Annotated in this window: 14 protein-coding genes; 8 read left to right on the top strand and 6 right to left on the bottom strand. The window is 55.9% G+C overall.

The window, feature by feature from the left end; genetic code table 11:
* Positions 1–291: 291 nt before the first annotated feature.
* Positions 292–2,544 (bottom strand): HAD family hydrolase, encoded by a 2,253-nt coding sequence (locus Poly21_RS01235; RefSeq protein ID WP_146405180.1) that lies wholly within the window; start codon positions 2,542–2,544, stop codon positions 292–294.
* 15 nt (positions 2,545–2,559) lie between these two features.
* A complete protein-coding gene (locus Poly21_RS01230) occupies positions 2,560–3,525 on the bottom strand; it encodes a carbohydrate kinase family protein (protein WP_146405178.1) in 966 nt (321 codons plus the stop codon).
* 187 nt (positions 3,526–3,712) lie between these two features.
* Between Poly21_RS01230 and Poly21_RS01225 the strand changes: the two genes are divergently transcribed.
* The 4 genes from Poly21_RS01225 (at position 3,713) to Poly21_RS01210 (ending at position 10,262) form a co-directional block, all read left to right on the top strand.
* Positions 3,713–6,559 (top strand): HAD family hydrolase, encoded by a 2,847-nt coding sequence (locus Poly21_RS01225; RefSeq protein ID WP_146405176.1) that lies wholly within the window; start codon positions 3,713–3,715, stop codon positions 6,557–6,559.
* 416 nt (positions 6,560–6,975) lie between these two features.
* Entirely contained in the window at positions 6,976–7,494 is a 519-nt protein-coding gene (gene nirD, locus Poly21_RS01220; protein WP_302117135.1) for a nitrite reductase small subunit NirD, read from the top strand.
* A gap of 204 nt (positions 7,495–7,698) precedes the next feature.
* Positions 7,699–8,526 carry a formate/nitrite transporter family protein gene (locus Poly21_RS01215; RefSeq protein WP_146405172.1) on the top strand — a complete coding sequence of 276 codons (828 nt, stop codon included), beginning with the start codon at positions 7,699–7,701 and terminating at the stop codon, positions 8,524–8,526.
* Complete coding sequence (locus tag Poly21_RS01210; protein WP_146405170.1) at positions 8,526–10,262, top strand: bifunctional protein-serine/threonine kinase/phosphatase; 1,737 nt, start codon at positions 8,526–8,528, stop codon at positions 10,260–10,262. The genes Poly21_RS01215 and Poly21_RS01210 overlap by 1 nt, the downstream gene beginning before the upstream one ends.
* A 55-nt stretch (positions 10,263–10,317) precedes the next feature.
* Here the strand turns inward: Poly21_RS01210 and Poly21_RS01205 are convergent, their stop codons facing one another.
* Positions 10,318–10,695, bottom strand: a complete 378-nt coding sequence (locus Poly21_RS01205; protein WP_302117131.1) for a hypothetical protein — start codon at positions 10,693–10,695, stop codon at positions 10,318–10,320.
* 178 nt (positions 10,696–10,873) lie between these two features.
* Here Poly21_RS01205 and Poly21_RS01200 point away from each other — a divergent pair, with 178 nt between their 5' ends.
* From Poly21_RS01200 to Poly21_RS01185, 4 genes are all read left to right on the top strand, one after another.
* Complete coding sequence (locus tag Poly21_RS01200) at positions 10,874–12,190, top strand: A24 family peptidase (protein ID WP_146405168.1); 1,317 nt, start codon at positions 10,874–10,876, stop codon at positions 12,188–12,190.
* Positions 12,162–12,761, top strand: coding sequence for an RNA polymerase sigma factor (locus Poly21_RS01195; RefSeq protein WP_436967464.1), 600 nt, complete (start codon positions 12,162–12,164; stop codon positions 12,759–12,761). Before Poly21_RS01200 ends, Poly21_RS01195 begins: the two co-directional genes overlap by 29 nt.
* Before the next feature lie 504 nt (positions 12,762–13,265).
* The gene (locus tag Poly21_RS01190) at positions 13,266–14,660 is read left to right on the top strand and encodes a BON domain-containing protein (protein WP_146405166.1); all 1,395 of its coding nucleotides are present in this window, start codon (positions 13,266–13,268) and stop codon (positions 14,658–14,660) included.
* Positions 14,661–14,792: 132 nt separating this feature from the next.
* A complete protein-coding gene (locus Poly21_RS01185) occupies positions 14,793–15,293 on the top strand; it encodes a Fur family transcriptional regulator (protein WP_146405164.1) in 501 nt (166 codons plus the stop codon).
* A gap of 37 nt (positions 15,294–15,330) precedes the next feature.
* On the opposite strand, the gene rfbA is transcribed toward Poly21_RS01185, so the two are convergent.
* The 3 genes from rfbA to Poly21_RS01170 form a co-directional block, all read right to left on the bottom strand.
* Entirely contained in the window at positions 15,331–16,248 is a 918-nt protein-coding gene (rfbA, locus tag Poly21_RS01180) for a glucose-1-phosphate thymidylyltransferase RfbA (RefSeq protein WP_146405162.1), read from the bottom strand.
* 173 nt (positions 16,249–16,421) lie between these two features.
* Complete coding sequence (rfbB, locus tag Poly21_RS01175; protein WP_146405160.1) at positions 16,422–17,534, bottom strand: dTDP-glucose 4,6-dehydratase; 1,113 nt, start codon at positions 17,532–17,534, stop codon at positions 16,422–16,424.
* Positions 17,535–17,707: 173 nt separating this feature from the next.
* Positions 17,708–19,345 carry an exopolysaccharide biosynthesis polyprenyl glycosylphosphotransferase gene (locus Poly21_RS01170; protein ID WP_146405158.1) on the bottom strand — a complete coding sequence of 546 codons (1,638 nt, stop codon included), beginning with the start codon at positions 19,343–19,345 and terminating at the stop codon, positions 17,708–17,710.
* Positions 19,346–19,806 lie beyond the last annotated feature (461 nt).

Genomic DNA, 19,806 nt, shown 5'->3' with positions numbered 1-19,806 from the left:
AACGGCTCGTGAAAATGCTCGTCAGCACATCATGCTGGCAAGCGTGGATCTCAATGCTAGTGGTGGTCCGTCATCGGAAACCTCCCAAAGTCTCGACGACACCCGGCATGAATGAAACCCCTACGCTATGCGCTGACGCTCTATGAGGGGATATACGTCACAGAAGTGAGTTTGTCACGTAAAATTGCGGTAGGGTCGGTTGATCGCAACGTCATCCCGCTTCGATCCCACCGCTGACCATGACGGGTTCAGCGAATGCAGAAACTGCCAACGAAGTGAATTGAAGTCTGATCAGTGCGTCGCTGAAGCATCGCTATGTTGGGAGTCTCGCGATTCGTTGGTGTCCTCTTTGGAGGATTCAGCTTCGGCGCGATCATTTGGAATGCGTATATGATTGAGAAAATCATAGTACTCAATGCCTTCTAAAACGCCTCTGGCATGATGCCCTTGCGCAAAATAGATCCGCGGCAGTCCTCGCAAGTGTTCCAGTTCGGGACTGTAGTTACCGACGACGACGCCAAGCGTCGCCCCCTTGAGCATACCCTCATCGTTACCACAGTCACCCGCTACGAGCATGTGTTCGGGCTCAAATCCCCATCGGTAGGCGAGGTGCCGGAGCGACAACTCACTGCCGCCACGAATGGGAATGATATCGAGGAACGAACCGAGTGACAGGATCGCCTTCACTTTCAGGCCAGCCTCCCGCATCTGTCTACGCACGTCGTCGACCGAAGATATGACCTCGGGGTCGATCCGATAGCTGATCTTGAATTCGGTCTGGTCCTTGTCTTTTTGCAGATACAGCCCAGGGATTCCATCGAGAACCTCGTGCACGCGCTGGCCATCCCAATGGTGCGAGATTTGTTGGTGCCACGATTGGTCCTGCGTCAAACCACTACCATAGTAGAGTTCTGTACCCACGGCCGCAGATAGCACATCGGGGCGGGGAAGCCCCAGTTCGTCGATTAGGTGCATCGCTTCGGCGAGTGAACGCCCGGTGTCGATACCAAACCCAACATCTTTGCCAGCATTTTTCATCAGATCGATGAAATCACGCAGCGCATCCTCGTCACCGGTCATCGTATTATCGAGATCGGTCATGATGATCCGGTCAAATTCGGGCAGTCGCTTGTTGGTTCGCGACGGTGACTGCGACAGGACTGGGGGTGCGGATGTGCCGATAATCTCGGAGACATCTCGCAGATATCGATCGACGTGATTTTTCCAACTGTAATGCTCCCGCGTACCGGTAATCCCAGCCTGGGACCATTCTTGCCACTGCTCCGGCTCGCTCAAGCACCGCATGATGGCATGATCGATTGACTCACGATCAAACGGATCGATTAGCAAGCCGTTCTGACAATTCGCAATAATGTCACGCGGGCCCCCGTCGTTGGTGGCCACGATCGGTACGCCGCTGGCGGCTGCCTCGAGCAATGTCAAACCAAACGGCTCGGTCATCGCGGGATTAACAAAAACACCCTGGCGACGGGCGGTGAGGCGGTAGAGATCGGGGACGTCCGCAGGTCGATGTGATTTCGGGTAAGCCACCTTCCCATAGAGGTCATAGACGTCGATGAGCTGCAGCACATTGGTGATGACCTTTCGCTGCGACGGCGGCAAATCTCGTAGATCGTCCCGCCCGCCCATCACGAGCACAAGATTGGCTTGATCCTGCATCTTTGGGTTTTCCCCGTAGACGCGAACGAGCATCTCAAGGTTTTTGCGTTCGTCGGGCCGGGCCATGGCCACAATCATCGGCTTATCAGGCTCGCGCAAGAAAGGTAGCAGTTGATCGTAGATTGGCGGCAGCGGGTCGTTGGGATCGTCAGGATAGAAGTTCGTCAGATCGACCCCCGGTGGGATCACCTCCATGCGGTCAGGCTGGTAGTGATGGTATACCGAGTATTGCTGTTCGACTTCCTGGCCGGTGCTTGTGATCACCATCGCCGCGGTTTCTAACGCCGTCTCTTCGGCCTCTTCGCGAAACTTGAACTTGAATTTCTTTTCGAGATCCTCAGGTGTCTTCTTGCTCTTGGATTTTGCGATCGAGGCAAGCATGCGCTCTCGTTTGACTCGGCCGAGCGAGTGTCCGGTGAACACGTAGGGAACGTGCAACAGCCGGGCGAGCTGGGCGCCAGCGTACCCCGCATCGGCGTAGTGACCATGAATCAAATCCGGTAGACCGGTGCGGCGGTAGTGGCCGAGCATTTGATCAATGAAGGTTTCGAGATAGGGCCATAGAGCCTCTTTTCGCAGGTAACGTCGAGGTCCAAACGGAATGCGGATGATCTTGGCTTTATCGCTCAGAGGCTCTTCAACCTGCGCGTAGTCTGGGCCAACTCGATCGTCAAACAGTTGTCGAGTAACGAGCTCAACGGATGCGACGTTATCACGCGTGGAGAGTTCCTGCGCGAGCTCAAGCACGTACTTGATCTGCCCGCCGGTGTCGGCGTCACGGCCGAGTTCGCAATCGTGGCCACGGATCAACCCGTGGAGACTGAGCAAGGTGATTCGGAGCCCGTCGTCGTCAGGCGATTTCATATCGAGATTCAACACTTAACAGGAGGGTAGCTTGTAAAAATCAACAATGTCACAGGTCGCACCTGCGAGCCCACAGACTTTCGATGCAAACGCAACAGCGTCATGCAGTGAATTGGTAAACGGCCGGCCCGCCAGGATGCCGTGCATCACGACTGCCGCAAAGGCATCGCCGGCACCGACAGGATCGATCATTTCTTCTGGTGCGGGTGAGTGAACCTGCAGTGGCTCGCTGCAACCCGGTGTGTAGCACAGGGCGCCGTCCGACCCTCGTGTGACCAACAGGCCTGACAACGGCACTTGATCAGGGTCTTGCTCAAACGATCTACCCGCAGCCATTGTTTGTTCAACTGCGTCACCGCGAATACCATCGCTTAACTCGGCCAACTCATCTAAATTGAGTTTAATGTAGGCGGCCGACTTCCGGAGCAGGTCGAGGGTTGAACGCTCGTAATGCGGGGCCCGCAAGTTGACATCGAAGAACACATGGGTATCAATGGGATCGTTCAACACAAGATCGCGAAGGCCGACAATCGTGCTGCGTGAGCGCTCGTCACGACAAGCTAACGAGCCGTGGTAAAACAATGCTGGATTACCTGTGCGATGAGAAGCCGCCAGACGCTCGCTGATCGCTTCGGAAAGTGACGCATCTGGGCGGGGGATCTGATCCCAAGCAACATCTTTGACAATTTCGTAATGGGGTTCGCCATCGATCATTGTGACCTGCACGGTTCCGGTAGGCACACCCGGCACGACTGCGATCCCGGTCGTCGACATCCCAAAGGCCTTCATCCTCGCGAGAATCTCGTGCCCGAGTTCATCATCGCCAACGGCACTTATAAACAGGGGATCGAGTCCCAGTCCGGCAAGATTCCACGCCACATTCAGTGGCGCGCCGCCGAGGATGCGTCGACCACCGTCCCGCTCCGAAAAACAATCCCACAATACTTCCCCTACGATGATGGCGGCGGGTTTGTTAGACATGTCGTGAGGGTATCCTTCCAGGGAATATTTCAGTGGTAGTAACTCAATCAATCCTCGCGGTGCCGATGCATGAGGGCACAAAATCCACAGTCGCGGGGGTGCCAATGTCCCTCATAACATACGCCGATCTGCGCGCGAAACAACCTGTTAGTGTCAGATCATGCAAATCAACTCGGTCTCTATGCAAATGAAAATCACCCCCGGCCCACGCGCACTCGCCACCGATTTGGATGGCACATTCATTCCCTTGGGCAACGATCCAGAGGCTGATCAGGCACTGGTGCAAATACGAGGCCAATTGGCCGACGAGAAATTTCCGCTGCTCTTCGTTACCGGCCGCCATCTGGATTTTGTCTTCGAGGCGATCGTTGCCGATGGACTGCCTCAGCCCGATTGGATTCTATGTGACGTGGGCACTAGTCTTTACGAACGTATACCAGGTGCCGCACCGAACCAGGGCGCTGAATCCTACCAGGGCGTTTGCCAGACGCCCTCGCAGGGCGAGTCGGGCGGCGTGACGACGGCGCAGACGCTCGCGTCGGAGTATCGCCTGAGCGACAGCTTCGCCAAATGCCTCGACGAGATTGTTGGCGAGTTGGATATTGAACGAGTTCGCAACGAAGTTGGTGCTCTACCCGGATTTCGCATGCAGGAATCGTTTAAGCAGAAACGGCACAAGCTCAGTTACTACGTCGCTGCGGAGTCCGTCGAGGAGTGCCACCACGCCGTCGAGAGCTATCTTTTGAGCAACTCGCTGCCCTACAGCGTGATCAGTAGTGTCGATCCGTTTAACGGCGATGGTCTCGTTGACGTGCTGCCTCAAGATGTCTCGAAAGCCTTTGCACTGGATTGGTGGTGCCGTGACCAAGGGTATCGCAACGACGAGGTCGTTTTTTGCGGTGATTCCGGTAACGACTATGCGGCGCTCGTCGCGGGATACCGTGCCGTTGTTGTCGCGAATGCCGATCGGCGACTCGCTGCACGCGTGTTTCAAGCTCATGCTCAACGGGGGTGGACCGACCGCCTGTTGTTGGCGTCAAAATCCAGCACGGCTGGGGTGCTCGAAGGTCTACGCTGGTTCGGTTGGCGAGCTGGATGCGGTCTTCCAGCGAGGGGCGAAAGTTCAATCACGGTCGATCAGACGATTCCCCGACCGTGGGGTGCTGTTCCCGTGGGGCATCGCCGCACGCAGTTCTCCGTTTTTGCTCCAGCGCATCAAACGCTTTCACTGGAGTTCAGGCGACCGGAGGCGGCATCGGCGGCAACGAGATTGATCGAGCTGGAACGAAGTCAAGACGGTTTCTTCAGCGCGTCGGTGGATGACTGTCCGGTCGGCACTGACTATCGCCTGCGGCTGGGCTCAAAGGCTATCGATGCGGATGGAGAGGCATCTGCGATCCCAGACCCAGCGTCGCGTTACCAGCCCGAAGGTGTGCATGGATTTTCCCGCGTGGTCTCTCGTCAGTTTCCTTGGCAGCACGACGACCACACGCGCCCCACTCGGCGGGAAGACTTGGTCATTTACGAGCTTCATATAGGTGCGTTCACGTCCGAGGGCACGTTTCTCAGTGCGATCGAGCGGCTTGATGAACTCGTTGATTTGGGGATCACCGCGATAGAGTTGATGCCAATTGCGCAGTGTCCCGGCAGGTGGAATTGGGGATATGACGCGACGCATTGGTTTGCACCCATGAACGCGATGGGGACTCCCGACGATCTTAGGCATTTCGTCGACGCCGCCCACGCCCGTGGGCTCAATGTGTTTCTCGATGTGGTTTATAACCACTTCGGCCCCGAAGGGAATTATTGGTCGACGCTGGGGGAATATTTCTCTAGCCGTCACAACACGCCTTGGGGCGCATCGCCCAACTTTGACGATGGATCCGCAGCGAAAGCGATCCGGAGGCTGGTGATCGACAACGCAATTTATTGGCTCGACGAGTTTCACTTCGACGGCCTGCGAGTCGACGCCATTCATTGCATGCGCGATCACAGCGACGAGCACATCACGCGTCAGTTTGGCCGCGAAGTTCGAGAGTGGTCGGAACGTGTTGGGCGACGGATCTGGTTGATCGCCGAAACGAATGTGTACGACGGTTCCATGACCGCGCCGCTGAGCGAACATGGCTGCGGGTTCGATGCTCAGTGGGGTGACGACTTCGCACACGCTTTGTTAGCGTGCGTGCGTTCTCGAGATCGTTTGACTGTCCGTACCTATGAACCGCACCAAGACTTAGCTCGCGCGCTCCATCGTGGGTTCGTCTTTCGGGGTGACGTCCGTGGCGACCGTGGTCGTGAAGAAATTGGAAACGCGACGGCCCTGCGGGTAGATACATCGAGTGTGGTTTACTGCATCCAAAATCATGATTTCATTGGCAACCATCCGCTCGGGCAACGCTTTCATCAGATTACCGCTTCGGAAACCCAGGCTGCTGCGGCGACGCTACTAGTGCTTTCTCCGGCGATCCCAATGCTATTCATGGGCGAGGAGTTCGCTTGCGAAAATCCGTTCGCGTTCTTCGTTGACTTTGGCGACGAGTCGCTGCGTAAAGCAGTCGTCGAGGGGCGCCGGCGTGAGTACCCGCAACATGATTGGTCCGGCGGCGTGCTGCCGACCGACGCGGTTGCATTTGAGTCGGCGCGCATCGGTGAGGTCAGTGCTGGCAGTATTGCTATGCATTCCTGGTACCGCGATCTGATTGCCGTGCGTCATCGATTCGTCCGCTCAGGTTTACTCGCAGGTGAGCATCTGGTTGTGAGAACAGATGTCGATCGCGGCTGCTACGCATTGCAGTTTCGGCGTGGCGATGAACAGCTCTTCGTGGTGTGCCGCCTGGCAGATTCCACGCCGGAGTTGCGTCCCAACGACGATGCAATGTCGCAAGCCGAGCTTGCAGAGTTCTTGCAATTGAGTGAGGGCTTCCCGCCTCCGATCCTGGACAGTCAAGCTGCGATCAGCGGGAACTCGGCGGAATCGATTTGTCTGCACCCAAATCAAGCCATCGTATTGTACGAGAACCTTTCGCTCGCCTGAGTTCGACTTCACAACCGAAACCAATTCCGCCGCTCCTTAATTTGGTGATCGCGTATGGGAACTGGTCAATGGGCTGTTGATTCCATCGACCCCCACCCGGCGACCTGCCCTGGGACGCAATCTTCGCTGAGTCGCATACCGGCGTTCTTATCTCCACGGAGAGTCCGCTCGATTCGTCCCGCGCCGTGCAGGCAAGAGGGGAGCACAGGAGGCTGCCCATCTATTTAGCTCCCGCTGCTGAAAGTTTTGGCGTCTGGGAAAGACCTCACAGCCGTTCGATGCGCGAAATGCCGCGATTAACGGTGTTTGAGGACAAAATAATCTGATTGGCACGGGGGATGCGTTTACAGCTGGTCCTCAGGCGTAGTGCTATCGCTGCGCGCACGACAGGCATATCCAGACATTGGTACTTCGGCGTGACAATACAGAAACGAAAGATCGTTGTGATCGGCAACGGCATGGTCGGACATCGCTTCATTGAAAAGCTGATTGGGTTCGACAAAGATCGATCTTGCCAAGTGACGACGTTCTGTGAAGAGTCGCGTGCCGCGTACGACAGGGTCGGATTGACATCATTCTTTGCGCATCGGGATGCCGAGAAGCTGATGATTGCGCGCCGCGAATGGTATGCCTGCCAGAATATGTGCCCGCACATGAACGCCTTCGTCCTCTCCCGCGGCATCGTGGGCAGTCGTGGTGAAGAACCGAAGGTCGCGTGCCCGCTGCACAAGAAAACATTCTCATTGAAGACCGGGCAAGGACTCTCAGGTGAGCCGCTATCGGTAAAAGTGTTCCCGGTGCGGGTTGATGACGGTGAAGTTTACCTGAAACTTCCACCTGAATCGCAACTTGATGCACTATTGGCCACCGATCTCCACTCGCTGACCAAACAGTCTGTATGCGACATGTCCTCAGCCTGTGCGGCCTGTGTCTAGAGTGACAGTCTCATCTCCGCATGCCGGCGGCAATCGTCCAGGTTTTAGAAGAAGCCACTGCGATTGCTTTCGCCGAAACGGCCAGTAGCACCCACAAAATCTATTATTTGCATATCCATTTAAATCTGCCCCAATACTCAATGATTGCGAAGGCAGAGGCATTTCACTCCTCCTCCCACTGAACGTCTTAAGAAAGAGAATTCGATGTCTTATCTCGCCCCTGCTGAATTCACGACCAAGATGGTCGATGCTGGTGAATCCAAAATTTTTATGTCCACGCGGGACACGGTTATTCGCGCCTTCATGGCCGGTGCCACCCTCGCCTTGGCGGCTGTATTTGCAATCACCATCAATGTGCAGACTGGGCAACCGCTACTCGGTGCCATCCTGTTTCCAGTTGGCTTCGTGATGCTGTACCTGATGGGATTTGACTTGCTCACGGGCGTCTTCACACTGTCTCCGCTGGCATTGCTCGACAAACGCCCAGGTGTCACGCTCGGCGGGGTGCTGCGAAATTGGGGATTAGTGTTTGTGGGGAACTTCGCTGGCGCATTGATGGTCGCAGTCATGTTCTCGATCATCTTCACCTTCGGATACACTGATGAACCGAACGAGGTGGGGACAGTTATCGCGGGCATCGGCGAGGCCAGAACGCTCGGTTACAAGTCACACGGTGCCGGCGGGATGCTCACTCTTTTCATTCGGGGTATGCTCTGCAATTGGATGGTATCCATGGGCGTCGTCGGGGCGATGATTTCCACGCACGTCAGTGGCAAGGTGATTGCCATGTGGATGCCGATCATGCTGTTCTTTTATATGACCTTTGAGCATTCTGTCGTGAATATGTTTCTGTTTCCGTCGGCATTGATTATGGGAGGTCAGTTCTCGGTCGCGGACTACTTGGTTTGGAACGAGATTCCGGTGGTGCTGGGTAATATGGTTGGCGGGATCGCTCTGACCGGACTGACGCTGTACACGACGCATGTTCGAACCGCGCCGAAACGTGTCGTTGTTGACGCTAAAGCGGCGTAATGCCAACGCAGCTCGACCTCATCATCGGCCAGCATTCCAGCCCGGGCATCAAGCCGTCCAATCAGGATTTTCACGGCTTTTGTCTTCCCAGCGAACCGCTTCGCACAACGAAGGGAATCCCGGTTGGGCTGGCCGACGGAATCAGCTCCAGCGATGTCAGCCAGGTCGCCGCCGAGACGGTGGTCAAGGCATTCCTGAATGATTACTTCTGCACCTCGGAAGCTTGGACAGTAAAGCACTCCGTATTCAAAGTGCTGGCGGCAACCAATTATTGGTTGCACTCGATGTCTCGTCAGAGCCGGTATTTGGAAGATCAGGACAAGGGGTATGTTTGCACGTTCAGCGGCTTAGTTTTCAAGTCTGCGACGGCGCATTTGTTTCATATCGGTGACACCCGTGTTTATCGCTTGCGAGGCAGCCAACTTGACCTGTTAACCGAAGACCATCAGCTGCGTGTGACCTCACGAACGAGCTACCTGACGAGGGCCATCGGGTTTCATACCGAGTTGGAAATTGACTATCGATCGCTTGTGCTGGAGCCCGGAGACGTGTTCATTCTGCTCAGTGACGGTGTCTATGATTTCGTTGACGACGATTCTATCTGCAGAATTATCGATGAAAGCTGTAACGATCTTGATGCTGCGGCCAAGATGCTTGTCGACACGGCTGTCCTGCAGAAGAGTGACGATAATCTAACCGCTCAGATCGTTCGCGTCGTATCGGTCCCTGCAACAAATTCCATCGAGGTACACGCGGACCTGATCGATCTGCCATTCCCTCCGCAACTATCGCCGCGAGACGAGTTTGACGGATTCCGAATTGTTCGTGAGCTTCATGCCAGCAGTCGGAGCCATGTGTATTTGGTTTCCGATTTGGAAACCGGTGATCTTGTTGTCATGAAAACGCTCTCCACGGAACAGCAGCAAGACCCAGGCCATCTCAATCGGTTCTTCAGTGAGGAGTGGGTGGCGCGGCGGCTGAATAACGTTAATGTGCTGAAGGCATATCTGCCGTCGCGGAAACGAAAGTATCTTTATACGATCACCGAATATATTGACGGACAAACACTGACACAGTGGATGAGGGACAATCCGCTGCCGCCTTTGGATGTTGTACGCGGCATCGTGCAGCAGATCGGCAAAGGGCTGCAAGCGTTTCACCGTCAAGAAATGCTTCATCAGGATATACGGCCTGAGAACATTCTGATTGACCGCGAGGGTACGGTGAAAATCATCGATTTTGGATCGACATGGGTGGCTGGATTGGCCGAATCGACGTCGCAATTGGCGCCCAGTAATCTGCTCGGCACGGTTCAGTACATGGCACCCGAGGTTCTGCGGGGCGAAGCCGGGACGCCGCGGTCGGAAGTGTTTTCGCTCGCGGTGATCACCTATCAAATGCTGACGGGACGATTGCCATACGGTCCCCATCTCGCACGTACGCGGACCCGCGCTGCGCAAAGCAAGCTGAGGTATGCCACAGCGATCACGCCCCATAGTGATCTGCCAGGGTGGATCGATGGTACACTGGCTAAAGCGCTACACCTAAATGCTAATCTTCGCTACGAAGAGCCAGCCGAATTCGTATACGACCTCTATCATCCCCGCAAAGAGTTCATCAAAGAAGGCCAGCCTTTGCTGATTCGTGATCCCGCCACGTATTGGAAACGAGTTTCAGCTGTTCTCGCGTGCATCCTAGCGGCTGTCTGTGGCGCGTGGCTGATGACACTTCAATAAATTGGACGAGGCGACTCATACTCTCTGCGTTTATCGGTTGCGGGGGATAGGTCACTCAGGCGGCCAAGTCGTCTGAAATGGGGCCATCGGAGAAATTGGTATTACTGAATCGGCCCCGGGCGGCGGGGGTGGCCGGCGGATTTCCGTCGAGCATCTGCTGCAATCGATCGAGCGTCATGACCATTTCGGTCCACTGCCCCATGACTTCCATCGTGGACAACTCCTGAGCATCATGGCGGTCGAATCCGCGTTCGTCGACGCGTACCCGAGCCGACAGCATCGTGACCGATTCGGTTGACGGGGCGCCGCGTTCCTCTTCGTTCGGCAGGATTTGCTGCATCACTTCATGGACGGCCCACAAGGCGGCTTTGATGCCCGATTCAGCAGCGACGACGCGACGAAATGTGCCGGATTGAACGTAGAACTTAGCCATGAGAATATTCCTTCGAGAGCGTAAACGATCGGGTAGTTAGTCGGCGGCAAGTGACTCGCCGGGACAACAGTACTATCGCACTCGGGGTGGACACGTCTGGTCACGAGCGTCCCTCGACAAAGCTCTCCTTGAGCGTCACGATTATGCCCACGTACAGATCTGCGATTGATTCGCCGCAATGCCCGTCTTGTTTGTTTTCCGGAACACCCACCGTTTGTTTTTCCGCCGCTATCCGTACCGATATCTCGCCTTCCTGCTCTTAGCCGCGTATAGCACCGTAGGGGTTGCATATGTGGTGGTGGCGGCGTGGGCGGTCTCGGCAGGGTACCTGCCCTCGGCGGGGCATTGGCACGGGAGTTTTCACGACGCGATTTTGCCACGGATCAACGAGGTGGTCATCTTCACGTTTTTCGCTATCTGCGGGGCGAGCGTAGGCAGTTTTTTAAACGTGGTCGTGTGGCGGCTGCCGCAAGGACTGGGCGTGGGCGGTCATTCCTTTTGCCCACGCTGTCGCAATATGCTGCGTGCTCGAGACAATGTCCCGGTCTGGGGATGGCTCTGGTTGGGGGGGCGATGCCGCGACTGCCGGTTGCCGATTTCAGCGCGTTACCCCCTTGTCGAAGCGAGCGTTGCGGTCACATTTGCCCTCATTGGCACGGTCGAACTGTATGGCTTCAATCTGCCGTTTCGATCGTCATCGTTTCGCTGGTCGATGGATTCGCCTCTGATTAGCGGCGCCCAGATCGTGACTGCGATATTTCATTTGGTCGGTCTGTCAATTGCATGGGCAATGGGGCTGATTCGCTACGATGGCAATCGCATCCCCAGGCCGCTGGTAATCTTCGCCGCCCTGTGGTTGGTGGGCGGGCTCGTCATCTCTCCCTCTTTAGCGATTGTTCCGTGGCAGCTGACGGTGCCATCGGGCTGGCCACCGGCAGATTGGCTAGTTTCGGGTGAGCGCGTGCTCGACGCCACAATGCAGGTCGAGGCAATTTTACGCGTCCTGACGGCGCTGGCCGCGGCCGGTTTCTTTGCACGGGTGCTCGCCAAATCGTGTTGTCCGCGGGCTGATTTGAAACTCGATCCGTTGGGTGAGCAAACCGGGCGGCTGATCGATTTGACGCTATTGATCGCAATAGTCAGTTTGATGGTTGGTTGGCAGGCAACCAGTGGTGTGCTGATTGTCGCATCCGTGCTGGCGTGGTTATGCGGGCGGGCACAGCTGCGGGGACCCGAGCCAGTGGGGCATCGTGACGCATTGAGCCGTTTTGCCATTTGTCTGCCGGTCGTACTGACTGTGCAGGTTGCGTGTTGGCGCCCGCTCTCAGATTCCGGGTGGTGGCCGGCCGAACAGGCAACCCCGCACGTACTGATGACGTATGGTTTGGTGACGCTTCTGATTCCATTGTGGTTGCGGGACCCGTTAAGATGGGGCCGCGTCCTACCAAAACACGAAAATCCGCCAGGTGTTGAGCAGCGAATTGACCGAGAGTGAGGAGATCGAACTGATTCGCCGAGCCTTGGCGGGCGAAGAGCAGGCATTCGAATTGCTCGTTCTCGAACACCAGGACCGGCTCTTTCGCGCGATGACGCAGGTGACCGGTTCAGTCCACGACGCCGAAGAAGTAACACAGGAAGCCTTCGTCCGAGCGTTCTTGAAACTCGATACTTTTCAACAGAACAGTCAGTTTTTTACGTGGTTGTACCGGGTCGCGTTCAATATCGCGCTCTCGCGAAAACGCCGCAAGCGTGTCAAGATTTCACTCGACGCCCAACGCGAAGAACTCGGAAGCGACGTGATCGATCGCGGCGACGCAGTGGATGCCAACATGATCCGCCAGGATCAAGTTAATCTGGTCCAAGCCGCTCTTGATGGACTCAGCGAGCAGCACCGCGGGATTTTGGTCCTGCGGGAAATGAATGAGGCGTCGTACGAAGAGATCGCGGAGATCCTCGACCTTTCCATTGGCACCGTCCGCAGTCGCCTCAACCGGGCTCGCAAACAATTGCGGATCACACTCGAAGAGATGCGATCGAGTGGGCAGGAGGACGGCGAGGACGATTGATTTGCCAAGCTCATTGCTTCGCTCACCCCGGCCAGCCCTATCTGGCGGAAAGCAACGTCTTGTAATTCGATCGGGTCACCACGTCACCGCAGCAGACTGAGGCCCGGGACGAGGCGGCCGAACTGGCGAGGCCTTGGAGTGGCGGGGCGTGGGAGTGGCGAGGCGTGGGAGTGGCGGCCGCTGGGGCAAGGTATGGGAATCACGGCAGGTAGCGCCCGCATGCCGACTCTTAGGGTGCGGTTCGTGCTTTTCTGTGGATCACAGCAGTTGAAGTCGCAAAGTTTGCCTAAAACAGCAACTCCAGATACGTCAAGTTCGATTTACCGACAAAATCCGAAAAAACCTGCCGGTCATGGCCCGTTACAACCGAAACAGTCTGTAGCACCGGTTGGACCGGACGGCGGTTTTAGAAATCGCTGCATTAGGATTTGACGTCGATCGACAAACCTGATGGGGCCAAGCCGGTGCGGAAAATAACAATTAGGGCCGTAGGGAGGCATTTCAATGCGACGCAAATATTTTGGACTGGCGATGGCTGCCGTTGCCACCCTGGGCCCTGCTCAGGTGTATGGTGGCGACAAAGAGATCGCGCAGTCGATTATGGAACGACTCAAACTGAGTCGTGACACCGGTGACCTGAAGGACTTTTCGCTGGACATGAAGGTTGACGAAGGCGTCGTCCTGTTCCGCGGCAAGGTTATCGGTGACGAACAGCGCCAACTCGTTCTGGATGCTTCCGAAGGCATCGCCGGGATCCGCGACGTCGTCGATGAGCTCGAAGTGACGGCGTTGGAAGTCGCCAGCTCAAAACCCGCGAAAATTTACAAAACAAACGCTGCGATCAAAACCGCCGCCCCTGCCCCTGAGGTTGCCTCAGCCAAGCAGGACCAAAGTGACTTCAGCTTCGCTCAAGCGTTGGCGGAACCAGGGCAGAAAGTCGGCCTCGCAAAGCAAGAGGTTATGCCTGGAATCGTGCGTCCAACTGCGGCTTACGAGGGGGCTGAACTCAATTCTCCAGTGCCCGCATCGGAAGTGATGGCCGAGCAGGTCGGCGAAGGCAGCGGAGCGAATGATGAACAGATCACCCAAGCCGTCGTGCGAGCGATCGGACGAGCTCAGGCGGAAGGCTACGTCAAGAATTTCGGTGTCGATGTCAATGTCTCCAATGGCATGATCGACCTGGAAGGACATGCTGCCTCGCAAGAGCAACGCGAGTTTCTTGAAAAGGTCGCTGAGCATGCTCCGGGAGCGCGTGGGGTGCTGAACCGCATCGAAGTGACAGCCTCTGGTAATGCAGCTGGTGGGACGACACCGGCCATGACAGCCACGCACCGTACCAACTCGCCGCAGATGACAGCTTCGAGCGGCGGATTGCAACCACTTCCGCCAGCCAATGCGATGCAACCGCAGCCCATGCATGCTCAAATGCAGCGGCAACAGCAAATGCAAATGCAAGCCATGCATGCTCAAATGCAGCAGCGTGGCGTGCCTGCTCAGCAAGCATCCTATGGCAGCTACGGTAGTCCCCAGGTGATCAACGGCGAACGGGTCGTTCCTGGAAGCATCGTCAACCACGGGCCTACGGGGGACACCTACCCAGGTGCGGCGGGCGGACAGTATGCCAGCGGAGCTCCGATGATGGGGCAACCGGTGCCAATGGCTCCTGCCGCTCCGGCGGGTGCTCCTCGCTACGATTCGCCCAACCTCCCCAACTACGCATGGCCGGGTTACGCCGCCAACGGCAATTACGCAGCAGTTTCGTATCCGCAACAATACAGCCCGTCTGCTTTCCCATTCATTGGCCCATTCTACCCCTACCCGCAAGTCCCCTTGGGATGGCGTAAGGTAAGCTTGGAATGGGACGACGGTTGGTGGTTCCTCGACTTCACAGACAAATAAACGTCTGCTGAGGAAATTCACGAAAAACGAATGCAAATTAGGCTCGATGCTTCTTTCCCGGAGGCATCGGGCCTTTTTTTTGCTATCCTACGCTGTGACCAATCTTTTCTGCATCTGCTGTAACGTTTCCCTATGTCTAGCGCCGAATCTCTCGAACGCCTCGAAGTTGCCCTCACCCCACAGCAGCGGTTTGAGGAATACCTGCAGAGCCGAGGGCAGCGTCAAACGAAACCACGGAAGTTTCTCGTCGAGACAATTTTTGCTCAGCACGCCCATTTCGATGCCGATGAGCTGATCGAAAAGCTGCCCCGAAAAGGCAATTCGGATTACGTCAGTCCGGCCACGGTGTATCGATCCCTGCGTGAATTTGTCGATGCTGGCCTGCTCAATAGTTTCCAGCTCGACGGCCGCACGGTCTACGAACTGGACTACGGCTACCCCGAGCACGACCATTTGTACTGCACTCGTTGCCGCAAACTTATTGAGTTCCGTAGCGAATCGCTCATGGACATCCGGGATAATGTCGCCGCCGAGCACGGCTTCCGCGTCACCGGCCACCGTCTAATCGTCCACGGCATCTGCCGCGACTGTGCCGGCAGCCGTCGCACCAAACGCAAACAAGATTTGGTTTGAGTAAAGGCCACTGACGGGTTCGAAGCGGCCTCGCGTCCTAAGGAGCGGCGCCCGCCAATCGCATCAAGTAGTCGCCGTAGTCATTTTTATAACTGGCGGCGAGAGTGCGCAGCTGACTGCCAGTGATGAACCCTTGCTCAAAAGCAATTTCTTCGAGGCAAGCAATTTTAAGGCCTTGGCGTTTTTCTACTGCCGCGACGAAGTTGCATGCATCGAGCAGCGAGTCCTTGGTACCCGTGTCCAGCCAAGCGAAGCCGCGGGAGAATAGCTCGACGATCAGTTCACCACGTTCCATGTAGTGGCGATTGATATCGGTGATCTCCAATTCACCGCGTGGCGATGGTTTGAGATTCGCAGCAATCTGGATCACATCATTGTCGTAGAAGTACAGCCCAGGAACGGCGTAGTTCGACTTCGGTTGAGCTGGTTTCTCCTCAATCGAAACAGCCTTCCCTTGCCCATCGAAATCCACAACACCATATCTTTCGGGATCGGACACACGGTATCCGAATACCGTCGCGCCCGAGTTTCTTGTCGAGGCATTGGCTAGAATTTTTCGGAACCCCTGGCCGTAGAAAATGTTGTCACCGAGTACCAGAGCGACTCGCTCACCATCAACAAAATCAGCCCCGATGATGAATGCCTGGGCGAGGCCTTCGGGCCGGGGCTGCTCAGCATAAGTGAGTTTGATTCCCCATTGGCTGCCGTCACCCAGCAAACGCTCGAATGCTGGTAAATCGTGTGGTGTAGAAATTAACAGGATTTCACGAATCCCGGCGAGCATCAGTGTGGACAGCGGATAATAAATCATCGGCTTGTCATAGATCGGCAGGAGTTGCTTGCTCACCGCACGGGTGATCGGATGGAGCCGACTGCCCGACCCCCCTGCCAAGATGATTCCCTTCGGTGCGGCCGACTGAGTCGCGAGCGACGGATTGCTAGTTGAGAGGGGCATTTTTTTATTACCAAATGCGGGGGAAAGAATCGCCGAGCAGCGAGATGTTCCGACTCGTGCGTTGCGCAGAAATCGTCGCTCGGCTCAACGGTGTAATGGGCGTCGCCAAATTGAAAACGAAAGCTGACTCAGCCATTTTCGTCGACGCCTGGGTAGCTATCGATGAAAACGAGCTAGGCGCTGCGTGCCCCTCGGCCGAGTCGATCAAGTTGGTAATCGCCTGATAAAATATCTTGCCACCACGCTTGGTTATCGAGATACCACTGCACCGTTTTGCGGAAACCAGATTGCTTGTTCTGTTGAGGTTGCCAGTTCAGCTCTTCGCTGATTTTTCTGGCGTCGATCGCATAGCGGGCATCGTGGCCGGGGCGATCGGTGACGAACGTGATGAGCTGCGAGTAACCTGAATTTGCCTCGCTCGCCGAGCCACTCTCCACTTGCGAGGCACACATCGTCATTGGCTTGAGTTCGTCCATGATCTCGCATAATGAACGCACCAAATCGATATTCCGAAGCTCGTTATTGCCGCCAATATTGTAAGTCTGCCCTGGTCGCCCTTTTTCAACAACGGCAAGGAGTGCCTGGCAGTGGTCCTCGACGTACAGCCAATCGCGAATGTTTTCACCGAGGCCGTAGACCGGGATCGGCTCTCCACGCAGGCACTTCAGGATCACCACCGGAATCAACTTTTCCGGAAACTGGTAGGGGCCATAATTGTTACTGCAGTTAGTCACCAGGACGGGCAAGCCGTAGGTGTCCGCCCACGCTCGAGCGAGATGATCTGAAGACGCTTTGCTGGCCGAATAAGGGGAATGAGGATCGTAGGGGGAGGCTTCGGTAAACAAACCGCTTTCCCCTAGACTGCCGTAGACTTCATCGGTCGAGACGTGCAGGAATCGAAAATGATCTGCATTCTCCGGTGGCAAGTTGCGGTAGTGCTGCAGGCTGGCCTGTAGCAAATTGAATGTCCCAATGACATTCGTTTGGATGAACTGTCCTGGCCCGTCGATACTGCGATCGACATGACTCTCCGCTGCCAGATGCATGACTGCATCGGGGGCGTAGTCTCGTAAAGTTTGATTAATCGACTCCGCATCAGTGATATCAATCCGCGCAAACTGATATCGCGAGTTGCTCTGGACATCACGGAGTGAGCCGACGTTGCCTGCGTAGGTCAGAGAATCGATATTGAGGACTTCGTGGCCCTGCAACAACGCTAAGCGGACAAGGTTGCTACCAATGAATCCGGCGCCGCCGGTGATGAGAAGTCTTTTCGGATGAGCCATTCTATTTCTCTGGAAGGATTCCGCAGGTAGCCAGTGCGATCAAGCGCCCCGTGCTTAAGGCACTTCAGGAGGAGCAGTTTTGTTAGGGAGCCGAGACTCAGTCTGTCTCATGGAAGACCCTCAGGTTGAAACTGCCAACGAGAATGCGAATCCCAAATCATGAGCTGGAACTCCTAGCAAGCCCCTTCACGGAAGATAGCCGTTTTGATGGTTCGCCAGAGAATGAAAATGTCCATGCCGAGCGTCCAGTTATGTAAATAGATGCGATCGAAGTGGATGCGTTGCTGATAGGAGGTGCCATTGCGACCGCTTACTTGCCACAAACCGGTGATACCAGGCCGTACCATTTGGTACATCCTGAACACCTTGGGGTGTTGCTCGATATACTCGCGATCGTAATCGCCGCAGTCAATGATCGGTCGCGGGCCTACTAGGCTCATCTCGCCGACCAGGACATTCAAAAGCTGCGGAAGTTCATCCAGACTCGTCTTGCGTAAAAATGCACCCAGACGTGTGATGCGGGGATCATTTTTAAGTTTGTGGGTACCTGCCCACTCCGCTCTTAACTCGGGGTGAGCGTCGAGGTATGCAGCGAGTTTCTGATCAGCGTCGCACACCATGCTGCGAAATTTGATAGCTAGAAACGGTTGGCGATAACGCCCCACTCTCATTTGTCGATAAAAAACAGGGCCTGGATCAAAGACTCTGATCATCAGCCCAATCAGTAGAATAACCGGAACCCAGATCGGGGACGTCGACACGACCAACAGCAGGTCCATCCACCGCTTGGCGAGCAGTGCGTGCGGGCACGTGAGATTCGTGCGACAATGCATTTCAATTTGGCCGTCAGCCTCGACAATTCGTACTGACTCGGTCGGATAATGGTCCCATTGAACAGGCACGGTGACGTGAGGAATGCCATGGAAGCTCTGGAATGACCGCATGTCTTGGCGGTTGGCATCGGCAACCACAACCCGGCACGCTTTCGCGTCACCAAGAATTTCCTCAAGCGCCGAGATGGGCCCAATGTGAAGCTTCTGGTCGCTGCCCGCGCGATCGACGATTGCTCTAGCCATCGCACTATTTTGCCATTGGTTTTGAGCGTGCGAAGTTGACCGAATACTGTTCCCTGATTTCAGCGAACTGGTCCAGTGAGTGAGCTGGTCGAACACAATGCCAACGGGCCGCAAGCCTTCATTGCGGGTTTGCTGAAGGCGGTCAAACAAGCGAGCGGCGCGCTCGCCGCTGCCAATCACCAGCACAGGCTGTGTCCACCAGGTGCTCGTGGCGAGTAGCCGCCGCACGATGGGACGAATAATGCTGAGCAATAGCGTCAAAGTGATGCAAAGTACTATCCAACAAGTCCAGGGCAATGCGGAGCTGTGGGCGGCGAAGAGCAATCCGATCGCTGTTCCGGCGCATACCAAGAAACAAGACTTCAGAACTCGTCGAAATTCGATGGAGTATGTCGTGCCACAGGCGGGATACAGCGACTGCGAATGTTGAAGCAGCAACGTCATCGCTACCACACCAAGCACGAACCATGCAGGCACAGACTCCCCCGCCCAATGGCCCGCGGCGGCGGCCAGTGCTGCGGCGGATGCTGCCATCGCCATGTCTGCAACGACAAGGGGTAGTGACGACCGAACGTCGTACCATGCTTGCAATCGCCCCATCCGCAGGGCGGTTTCAGTGCTGATTCGTTGATATCCATCGGAAACACGGGCCGACTCATCGACAGCCGGTGCCTGGTAGGCGGCCACTGATGATGGATCAGCGTATCCCCACTGTTCGGCTGTAGTCGTACTCATTAGATCGCTATCCTTCAACGAGAGTCGTAACGGTAAGAGGCAGGTTGTCTTCAGTGACAAACGTGTGGGGCCGTTTTCAATCTGTGGCGAAAGTGATTGCTCGCCGTGGAACGACAAGCGATATCATTTTCGTGAATTTGAGCGCGAGCAGTGCGGTGAATAGGAAGTAGGCTTCTAGCTGCCCGGCTAGGATCCGCCGTTAAAGCGGCTTCAGGATAGGTTCCTGCGACGATCAATCAATACCCGGAAAGAGTGGCTCACGCGGCTGCCGCTGTTAGGGGCTGCAGTTCCCCGTTGCTAGCTTTTAGTGTTGCTGCTCAGACGGTTGTCAGCGATTTTTTTTGATGCGTGCTAGCTGTGAGTCTAGACGCTTCAAAAGTCAGGCTTGACTGCAGTGGTCAGGGGAACCTTGCATCGAGAAGGAGTTTTGTTTGCTCTGCGGCCAACGCTGGCAGCGAACG

Source organism: Allorhodopirellula heiligendammensis (genome assembly GCF_007860105.1).
GTDB classification, from domain to species: Bacteria; Planctomycetota; Planctomycetia; order Pirellulales; family Pirellulaceae; genus Rhodopirellula; species Rhodopirellula heiligendammensis.
Note: the sequence above shows the minus strand (reverse complement) of the source record. Positions and strands in the feature narration are given on the sequence as shown.